Source organism: Enterorhabdus sp. P55 (assembly GCF_009911695.1).
Classification (GTDB): Bacteria; Actinomycetota; Coriobacteriia; order Coriobacteriales; family Eggerthellaceae; genus Enterorhabdus.
This window is the reverse complement of the sequence record NZ_QWKK01000271.1, coordinates 1-729: the sequence shown is the minus strand read 5'-3', so window position 1 is coordinate 729 and position 729 is coordinate 1. Positions and strand designations below refer to the sequence as shown.

Below are 729 nucleotides of genomic sequence, written 5' to 3'. Positions count from 1 at the left end.
GGGGAGGGGTGCAGGGGAGCCCCGCGGCTCCCCTGCCGGGGGATCCGGGGCGAGCAGCCCCGGAGGCCAGGATCGCCGTGCCGCGACCCACGGGTACGGCCGTACTGCGGTACTGGCGTACCCTGGTACTGGAGTACCGGGGTACGGGAAGCGGCCGCCCGGGGCGCTAGGTCGGGAGACGAGGGCGGAGGCCGCTCGCGGGCGCTACAGCACCCCCGCGAGGGCGAGGACGACGCCCGCCGCGCACGCCTCCACGCCCGCGACCACGGCCAGGGCCTCCAGGACGAAGGCGCGGCGGCCGAGCCTTCGCTCCAGGCCCCCGTCGAAAATGGCAGCTGCTCCCGCGGCGGCAGCCAGCGCTCCGATGACGGAGAGAGCCATCGCATCCTCCTTTCTCGGGGACTCGCGCTCTAACGCGACGGTACTCGGGTATGCCCGTACCGCGATACGGAGTACGGGTATACCGCGGTACGGAGTCGCCTGCGCGGCGGCTACGACTCGCCGAGCCTGCGCGCCGTCTCCAGCTCGTCGGCCAGGTAGGCGTCGAGCGCCTCCATGAAAATCTGGGACTTGGTGAGCCCCTCGCCGCGGCTAGACCACAGGCGCAGGTCGAGCGCGCGGTGGTACTCCTCGGGCATCGTGACGGTGGTCTGGCGCCGCCCCGGCGCGGCGGCGCCGGGCGCCCCCTTGCCGCCGCGCGCTCCCTTGGGCGCGGCCGGGGCGGGCTCG

General features: G+C 74.8%; 2 protein-coding genes. Both read right to left on the bottom strand.

What is annotated here, in order from left to right; all coding sequences use genetic code 11:
- Positions 1 to 204: 204 nt before the first annotated feature.
- Positions 205 to 381, bottom strand: coding sequence for a hypothetical protein (locus D1643_RS11225; protein WP_160710669.1), 177 nt, complete (start codon positions 379 to 381; stop codon positions 205 to 207).
- 110 nt (positions 382 to 491) lie between these two features.
- On the bottom strand, positions 492 to 729 hold a 238-nt coding region (locus tag D1643_RS11220), incomplete at its 5' end, for a hypothetical protein (RefSeq protein WP_160710668.1).